8 protein-coding genes and 1 tRNA gene are annotated in these 7,631 nt (G+C 72.4%); 7 read left to right on the top strand and 2 right to left on the bottom strand.

The genetic code is table 11. The features are described from left to right. The 4 genes from ACWKZU_RS09425 to ACWKZU_RS09440 all read left to right on the top strand — a co-directional run. Positions 1–599, top strand: a 599-nt coding sequence (locus tag ACWKZU_RS09425; RefSeq protein WP_449282069.1) for a Na+/H+ antiporter NhaA, incomplete at its 5' end; no start/stop codon positions are given. 124 nt (positions 600–723) lie between these two features. Continuing rightward, positions 724–796, top strand: a tRNA-Lys gene (locus ACWKZU_RS09430). A gap of 97 nt (positions 797–893) precedes the next feature. After that, positions 894–1,700: an inositol monophosphatase family protein gene (locus ACWKZU_RS09435; RefSeq protein WP_449282070.1), complete on the top strand. Its 807-nt coding sequence runs from the start codon at positions 894–896 to the stop codon at positions 1,698–1,700. A 1-nt stretch (position 1,701) separates the two neighbouring features. Then, positions 1,702–2,094 carry a DUF3054 domain-containing protein gene (locus ACWKZU_RS09440; protein WP_449282071.1) on the top strand — a complete coding sequence of 131 codons (393 nt, stop codon included), beginning with the start codon at positions 1,702–1,704 and terminating at the stop codon, positions 2,092–2,094. A gap of 32 nt (positions 2,095–2,126) precedes the next feature. Here ACWKZU_RS09440 and gap read toward each other — a convergent pair whose 3' ends face one another. Together gap and ACWKZU_RS09450 are read right to left on the bottom strand one after the other, a co-directional pair. Beyond that, the gene (gene gap, locus ACWKZU_RS09445; protein ID WP_449282072.1) at positions 2,127–3,128 is read right to left on the bottom strand and encodes a type I glyceraldehyde-3-phosphate dehydrogenase; all 1,002 of its coding nucleotides are present in this window, start codon (positions 3,126–3,128) and stop codon (positions 2,127–2,129) included. A 129-nt stretch (positions 3,129–3,257) separates the two neighbouring features. Further along, positions 3,258–4,196 carry a GlxA family transcriptional regulator gene (locus ACWKZU_RS09450; RefSeq protein WP_449282073.1) on the bottom strand — a complete coding sequence of 313 codons (939 nt, stop codon included), beginning with the start codon at positions 4,194–4,196 and terminating at the stop codon, positions 3,258–3,260. Positions 4,197–4,307: 111 nt separating this feature from the next. Here ACWKZU_RS09450 and ACWKZU_RS09455 point away from each other — a divergent pair, with 111 nt between their 5' ends. The 3 genes from ACWKZU_RS09455 to ACWKZU_RS09465 all read left to right on the top strand — a co-directional run. Next, a complete protein-coding gene (locus ACWKZU_RS09455; RefSeq protein WP_449282074.1) occupies positions 4,308–5,705 on the top strand; it encodes a DUF2252 domain-containing protein in 1,398 nt (465 codons plus the stop codon). A 161-nt stretch (positions 5,706–5,866) separates the two neighbouring features. Next, positions 5,867–6,985 carry an ATP-binding protein gene (locus tag ACWKZU_RS09460; RefSeq protein ID WP_449282075.1) on the top strand — a complete coding sequence of 373 codons (1,119 nt, stop codon included), beginning with the start codon at positions 5,867–5,869 and terminating at the stop codon, positions 6,983–6,985. A gap of 105 nt (positions 6,986–7,090) precedes the next feature. After that, positions 7,091–7,631 (top strand): hypothetical protein (locus ACWKZU_RS09465; RefSeq protein WP_449282076.1); only part of this gene is annotated, 541 nt, incomplete at its 3' end.

The following is a 7,631-nucleotide window of genomic DNA, read 5'->3' on the forward strand; positions in this document are numbered from 1 at the left end:
CGGTCTACGGACTGGTCGCGCGCCGCTTCGCGCCGCAGCTCGCGCGCTCCGCCTGGGCGCCGTGGCTCGTCCTGCTCCCGATCGGCGTCGTCGCGTGGGCGCTCGTCCATGCCTCGGGCGTCCACGCCACCATCGCGGGGGTGCTGCTGGCCTTCACCGTGCCGGTCTCCGGGCGGGGCGGCACCCAGCTCGCCGAGGTCTTCGAGCACCGCTTCCGCCCCCTCTCGAGCGGCATCGCCGTGCCGGTGTTCGCCTTCTTCGCCGCCGGCGTCGCCGTGGGCGGGGAGTCGCGCTTCCCGTTCGACCCCATCGCGCTCGGCGTCATGGCCGGGCTCGTGATCGGCAAGCCGCTCGGGATCTCGCTCACCACCTGGCTGCTGACGCGGTTCACCCGGGCCGAGCTCGATCCCGCGGTGCGCTGGCGCGAGCTCGTCGGGGTCGGCGCGCTCGCGGGCGTGGGCTTCACGGTGTCGCTGCTCGTCACGGAGCTGAGCTTCTCGAACCCGGCCGACGCGGACACCGCGCGCCTCGCCGTGATGGCGGGATCGCTGCTCGCCGTGGTCGTCGCCTCGGCGCTACTCGTGCGCCGGCGGCGCTGAGCGGCCGGATCGGCCCGGGGCGATCCCGCTCGGAGCACGAGCGCCACGCCCGAGCAGCACCGGTCGATTTTTGCTGCCGGCCCGAGCCGTGTTAGAGTATTCCTCGTTGCTCAGCGAGTAGCAGGCGCCTTTAGCTCAGTTGGTAGAGCAGCTGACTCTTAATCAGCGGGTCCACGGTTCGAGCCCGTGAGGGCGCACGCATCTCGAAAGGCCCGGCACGACGTGTCGGGCCTTTCGCGTACCCGGGGGTTCCGTTCACCTCCGGTTCAGTTCCGATCCAGGAAGCCGAGGCCGATGACCCAGCAGCTCCCCGCCCCCTCCGCAGACCTCGCGTTCGCGCTCGAACTCGCGGAGCTGGCCGACGGCATCTCGCTCCCCCGCTTCCGCTCCGCCGACCTCGCGATCGAGACGAAGCCCGACCGCACCTTCGTCACCGACGCGGACCAGGCGGTCGAGGCCGCGATCCGCGCGCGCATCGCTGCAGATCGCCCGGAGGACGGCTTCTTCGGAGAGGAGTCGGGGCGCGAGGATCGCGGCTCGCGCCGCTGGATCATCGACCCCATCGACGGCACCGCCAACTTCCTGCGCGGCGTGCCCAACTGGGCCACGCTCATCGCGCTCGAGGTGGACGGCGTCCCCACCGTGGGCGTGGTCTCGGCTCCCGCATTCGGCGCGCGCTGGTGGGCCGAGACCGGCGGCGGCTCCTGGGGCCGGCGCGACGAGGAGCAGCCGCGCCGCCTGCAGGTGTCGGGCGTGCGCGAGCTCGAGCACGCCTCCCTCAGCTTCCAGAGCATCGAGCAGTGGGATCTGGCGGGCTACCTCGATCCGCTCATCGCACTCACCCGGGCGGTCTGGCGCGACCGCGCCTACGGCGACATGTGGTCGTACATGCTGCTGGCCGAGGGGCTCGTCGACATCGTCGCCGAGTTCGACGTGAAGGCGTACGATCTCGCCGCGCTCGTGCCGATCGTGCGCGAGGCGGGCGGCCGCTTCACCGACATCGACGGCTCGGAGAGCGCCTGGAACGGCAGCTCGCTCGCGACGAACGGCGCGCTGCACGAAGCGGTGCGCGAGACGATCTCGGCGTCCCTGGGGCGCTGACGTGGCGCCGGAGACCCCTCGTCCCACGCGTCCGGCGGCCGTCGCGCTCGCGGCGGCCTGCGATGCCCTGCTCGTACTCCTGTTCGCCGGACTCGGGCGCAGCGAGCACGACCGCGCGGCGACCGCGGCGGGGCTCTTCGAGACCGCCTGGCCGTTCCTGGCGGGGCTCGCGATCGCCTGGCTCGCGGCCATGGCGTGGAGGCGCCCGCTCGCCGTCGTGCGCTCCGGCATCCCGCTCTGGGTCGGCACCGTGGCCGTCGGCATGCTGCTCCGCGCGCTCACGGGCGCGGGCACCGCACTGCCGTTCGTGATCGTCGCCGCGGTGACGCTCGGCGCGTTCCTGCTCGGCTGGCGCGCGCTCGCCGCGCTGATCGCGAGACTCCGCCGCGCGTAACCGGGACGCGGGGCGGAGTCTCCGCGCGGAGGTCAGTCCGCGAGCTTCGCGAGCATCTGCGCCGCGCGGTTCGAGAAGCCCCACTCGTTGTCGTACCAGGCCACGACCTTCACGTACCGGCCGTCGACCTGGGTGAGATCGGAGTCGAAGATCGACGAGTACGGGTTGCCGACGATGTCGGAGGACACCAGCGGATCCTCGGAGTACTGCAGCACACCCTTGAGCGGCCCCTCTGCGGCGGCGTTCCGGTAGGCGGAGAGCACCTCGTCGAGGGTCACCTCGCGCGACACGGTCGCGTTGAGCTCGACGATGGAGCCGACGGGCACGGGCACCCGGATCGACGTGCCCTCGAGCTTGCCGTCGAGCTGCGGCAGCACGAGGCCGATCGCCTTCGCGGCCCCGGTGGTGGTGGGCACGATGTTCAGGGCGGCGGCGCGGGCGCGGCGGGGATCACCGTGCGGACCGTCGATGAGGTTCTGATCCTGCGTGTACGCGTGCACGGTGGTCATGAAGCCGTGCTCCACGCCGGCGAGCTTGTCGAGCACGTCCGCGAGCGGGGCGAAGGCGTTCGTGGTGCACGAGGCGTTCGAGACGATGAAGTCCTTCTCGGGATCGTAGAGCTCGTCGTTGACGCCGTAGACGACGGTGAGGTCCGCGCCGGTCGCCGGCGCACTGATGAGCACGCGCCGGGCCCCGGCCTCGATGTGCTTGCGGGCCCCCTCGGCCTGGGTGAAGCGGCCCGTCGACTCGAGCACGACGTCGACCCCGAGCTCGCCCCACGGCAGCTGGGCCGGGTCGGCGGAGGCGAACACCTTGATGCGACGGTCGTCGACGCGCAACTCTCCGTCGGCGAAGGAGATGTCCCGGTCGAGGCGCCCGTAGACGCTGTCCCACTCCAGCAGATGCGCGAGAGTGGCGCCGTCGGTGAGATCGTTGATCGCCACGACCTCGAGGTCGCTCTGCTGCGCGAGCAGTGCGCGGAGGACGCCGCGCCCGATTCGTCCGAAGCCATTGATTGCTACACGACCGGTCATGAATTCAGGTTCCCTTTCAGAAGCGTGTTCAGAGGTGTCTGAGTCCAGACTGGCGCACTCCCGCACCCGCGACCAGTGGCTGTATTGCCATAGTTCGAATGGATACTGCCAACCTCTCGCGCTCGCCGCTCACCCCTCCGAGAAGGTGCGGCGGTACTCGGTCGGGGTGGTGCCGAGCACCCGCCGGAAGTATCGCCGCAGGTTGGTCGCCGTGCCGAGCCCGACGGTGGCGGCGATCTCCTCGATCGCGAGATCCGTCTCCTCCAGCAGCTCGCGGGCGCGGTCGACGCGAGCCCGCATGATCCACTGCATGGGCGTGTAGCCCGTCTCGTCGCGGAACCGGCGGGAGAAGGTGCGCGGCGAGACGCTCGCGTGGCCAGCGAGCATCTCGATCGTGAGCGGCTCGCCGAGGTGCCGCAGCGCCCAGTCCCGCGTGCGGGTGAAGCGCTCCCCGTGCGATTCGGGCACGCTCTGGGGCACGTACTGCGCCTGACCGCCGCTGCGGTACGGCGCCGCGACGAGGCGCCGGGCGGCGTGGTTCGCCACGGCCATGCCCGCCTCCTTGCGCAGGATGTGCAGGCAGAGATCGATGCCCGAGGCCGCACCGGCCGAGGTGAGCACGGATCCCTCGTCGACGAACAGCACGCGGTCGTCGACCTGCACCCGCGGATAGCGCTCGGCGAGGCTGCGCGCGTAGTGCCAGTGCGTGGTGGCCCGACGGCCGTCGAGCAGACCCGTCTCGGCCAGGGCGAACGCGCCGGTGGAGATCGCGGCGAGTCGGGCCCCGCGCCCGTGCGCGCGCAGCAGGGCCCGGGTGAGCTCCTCCGGAGGCCGTTCGCGATCCGGAAACCGGTACCCGGGCACGAAGACGAGATCGGCCGCTTCGAGCGCGTCGAGGCCGTGCTCGACGTGGTAGGACAGGCCGTCGCCGCCGGCGATGAGCCCGGGTCGCACCCCGCAGACGTCGACGGAGTACGGCATGCTGGCGCGCGTGGTGAACACCTGCGCCGGGATGCCGACGTCGAGGGGTTTCGCACCCTCCAGCACGACGACCGCGACTCGCCTCATGGTGCATCAGTGTATCGGGGCAGAGGCGGGACCGGGACCGGCCCGAGGCTCCGGCACCCTCGCCCCGACCCCGCCCGACGGGGGTCCCGGGCCCGTGCGACAATGAGGCCCATGACCCTCACGACACCGTCGTCGTCGCCGCCGACGACGCCCCCTGATCCGTTCGGCGACTGGCACCGTCCCGAGAGCGCCTCCGACGGCCTGGCCGCCGGCCGGCGGCTGCGGTCCCGGCTCCCCCGCCGTTCGCAGGCGGAGCTGCCCGTCGCCGCGGACCGTGATCCGCTCGGCATCCTCGCGGAGCAGAACCGCACCCGGCTGCAGCACCTCGTCCCGCTGCGGACGGAGCGCATGTCGCTGAGCCCCTTCGCCTTCTACCGGGGCACCGCGGCCATCATGGCCGCCGACCTCGCCGCCGGCCCCCACAGCGGCGTGACGGTGCCGTCGTGCGGCGACGCCCACATCTCCAACTTCGGCTTCTACGCCTCCCCGCAGCGCACGCTCGTCTTCGACCTCAACGACTTCGACGAGGCCGCCTGGGCGCCCTGGGAGTGGGATCTCAAACGGCTCGTGGCGAGCGTGGTGATCGCGGGCCAGGCCGGCGACCGCGACGAGGCGCGGATCCGCGAGGCGGTGCTGCGTGCGGTGCGCGCCTACGCCCGGGCGCTGCGGGCCGGCGTGCTGGCGAGCCCCACCGCCCGGTACTTCGCGCACTTCGACCCCGAGGCGGGCATGGGCCAGCTCGACCCCTCGTCGCAGCAGGTGCTGCGAACGGCGATCAAGCACGCCCGCAAGCGCACCGGCGAGCGGGCCGCGCGCAGGCTGACGGAGACCGATGAGCGCGGCCGGCTCGTGTTCGTCGAGCGGCCGCCCACGATGACGAAGGCCGAGCCCGCGGTGGAGGAGCAGGCGCGCGGCTACCTGCGCCGGTATCTCCTGAGCGCGAACGCCGACGTGCGCCAGCTGATGCACCACTACGTGCTGAGCGACATCGCGCGGCGCGTGGTGGGCGTCGGCAGCGTCGGCACCCGGTGCTCGCTCGCCCTGCTGCAGGACGGCGACGGGCACGCGCTCGTCATGCAGGCGAAGCAGGCCGTGCGCAGCGTGCTCGAGCAGTACGGCGGGATCGCGCAGCCCCTCGAGCTGCAGGCCCACGTGGCGCAGCACGGCGAGGGCGGCCGCGTGGTGGCGCTGCAGCGCATGCTGCAATCGGTCTCCGACCCCTTCCTCGGCTACGTGCGCGGCGACGACGTCGACCTCTACGTGCGGCAGTTCCACGACATGAAGGGCGGGATCGAGGCCGAGGCGATCGACGACGAGCCCTTCGTCGCCTACGCGCAGGCCTGCGCGGTGACGCTCGCCCGCGCGCACTGCCAGGCGCGCCGAGCCGCCGTCGCGAGCGGCTACGTGGGCGGCGGTCGGGCGCTGGGCGAGGCGCTGCTCGAGTGGGGCTACGCCTACGCGGCGCTGTCCCTGAGCGATTACCGGGCCTTCGTCGCGGCGCGGGCGTGAGCGGTGTGCGCGTGACGGGCGCCGGGGCGGCCGGCGTCGGTCGCCCCGGCGCCGGCCTCTGACCGCAGCCGGGAGATGCGCCGCGGGGCAGGCCGCGTCGCGCCTCATCCCCGGCGGGCGAGCGGCTCCCCGCGCGGCGCCTCCGCTCGTATGATGGGGCCATGTCAGCAGAGATGCCCATCGGGACCCGCCTCGAAGCCGCCGACGACGACCGGCTCGCCGCCACCGGCGACGCCGCGCTCCTGCGCGCTCCCCGCCTCAACCGGCACACCTTCTGGTGCGGGCAGAGCGGTTCCGGCAAGACCTACGCCCTGGGTGTACTGCTCGAGCAGGTCCTGCTGCGCACCAGGCTCCCCGTCGTCGTGCTCGATCCGAACTCCGACTTCGTGCACCTCGGCGGCGTGCGCGACGACGCGCCCGCCGCCGAGACCGCGGAACTCTCGCGGCGCGACGTCCGGGTGCTGCACTCGGCGCCGCCGCGCGACGGAGACGGGGACCGGCTGCGCGTACGATTCGTCGACCTGGACGTGCGGTCGCGCGCGGCGGTGCTCCAGATGGATCCGGTGCGCGATGCGCGCGACTTCAACGCGGTGCTGCGCGTCGAGGCCGACCTGCTCAACCATCTCGACCGCCCCCTCGTCGAGTGGCTGCGCGAGAACGGCGACCCCTCGCGCGATCGCATCGCGACGCTGCTCGAGAACCTCGGCATCTCGGAGTGGGATCTCTGGGCCTACGGCGAGCGCGACGTGACCGACGTGATCGACGAGCGGCCCGACGCGACCGTGGTCGACCTGGGCCGCTTCGCATCGGCCGAGGAGATGCGCACGGCCGCGCTCGCCGTGCTCGACCACCTGTGGGCGCGGCGCGAGGAGCGGGTGGGGCGCCTGGTGGTGATCGACGAGGCGCACAACCTGTGCTCCCCCGACGCCGCGACGCCGCTCGAGCGCCTGCTCGCGGAGCGCATCATCCAGATCGCCGCCGAGGGTCGCAAGTACGGCATCTGGCTGCTGCTGTCGACGCAGCGGCCCTCGAAGCTCCACCCGAACGTCATCTCGCAGTGCGACAACCTCGCACTCATGAAGATGAGTTCGACGCGGGATCTCGCGGAGCTCGCCCAGATCTTCGGCTTCGCTCCTCAGCATCTGCTCGAGCGGGCCGCGTCGTTCGCCCAGGGGCAGGCGCTCTTCGCGGGAGGCTTCTCCCCCGAGCCGCAGCTCGTGCAGATGGGCGCCCGGCTCACGCGCGAGGGCGGCTCGGACGTGCCGATCGAGCTCCGCTGATCCGGTGACGGATGCCGCGCACCACCCGGGCCGGGCAGCGCCGGAGAGATTCCGATTCGGTCACGTTCCGCGCCGATGAGACCGACGGATCGTAGCTTGGGTGACATGACCGGCGACATCGCACCGCTCCGGCGCACAGCCGCGCTCCTTCCGGCGCTGGGGGCGCTCGTCCTCGCCACCGCGTTCCTCACCGGCTGCGGCATGACGGACGACACGCCGCCCGCGGGAAGCGGCGCCGCGGAGGGCTCCGGTGACGAGGCCTCGGAGCAGTCCCCGGAGCCGGAGACGATCGCTCCGGCGGGCCTGGAGGAGGTCGACTTCGGCAACCTCGCGTGGAGCTTCATGCTGGGCGGTCACCAGTCGGAGCGGACGATGCTCGACATGGTCGATGGAACGGCGATGGACGGGCCGATGGAGTTCACCGTCGGCGAGGTCGTCCTCAGCGAGTTGAACGGCGACGACCGCATCGACGCGGCGGTGGCGATCTCCCGAGCGGACGGCAACGGCTTCGAGGAGCAGTGGTACCTCTGGATCGCCACCGATGACGGGCCGCATCAGGTCCCGATGCCGATCGCGCACATGTCCAGATGCGGCACCGCGATCCACTCGGTGACGGCAGCCGACGGCGGCGGTGTGGTGGTGCACG

Source organism: Leucobacter sp. (assembly GCF_053528595.1).

What these genes read in the sequence shown, in the direction of transcription:
- ACWKZU_RS09435 (WP_449282070.1), top strand. Translation starts at nt 894, where the DNA reads ATGACCCAGCAGCTCCCCGCCCCCTCCGCAGACCTCGCGTTCGCGCTC.
- gap (WP_449282072.1), bottom strand. Translation starts at nt 3,128, where the DNA reads ATGACCGGTCGTGTAGCAATCAATGGCTTCGGACGAATCGGGCGCGGC.
- ACWKZU_RS09450 (WP_449282073.1), bottom strand. Translation starts at nt 4,196, where the DNA reads ATGAGGCGAGTCGCGGTCGTCGTGCTGGAGGGTGCGAAACCCCTCGAC.
- ACWKZU_RS09455 (WP_449282074.1), top strand. Translation starts at nt 4,308, where the DNA reads ATGACCCTCACGACACCGTCGTCGTCGCCGCCGACGACGCCCCCTGAT.
- ACWKZU_RS09460 (WP_449282075.1), top strand. Translation starts at nt 5,867, where the DNA reads ATGTCAGCAGAGATGCCCATCGGGACCCGCCTCGAAGCCGCCGACGAC.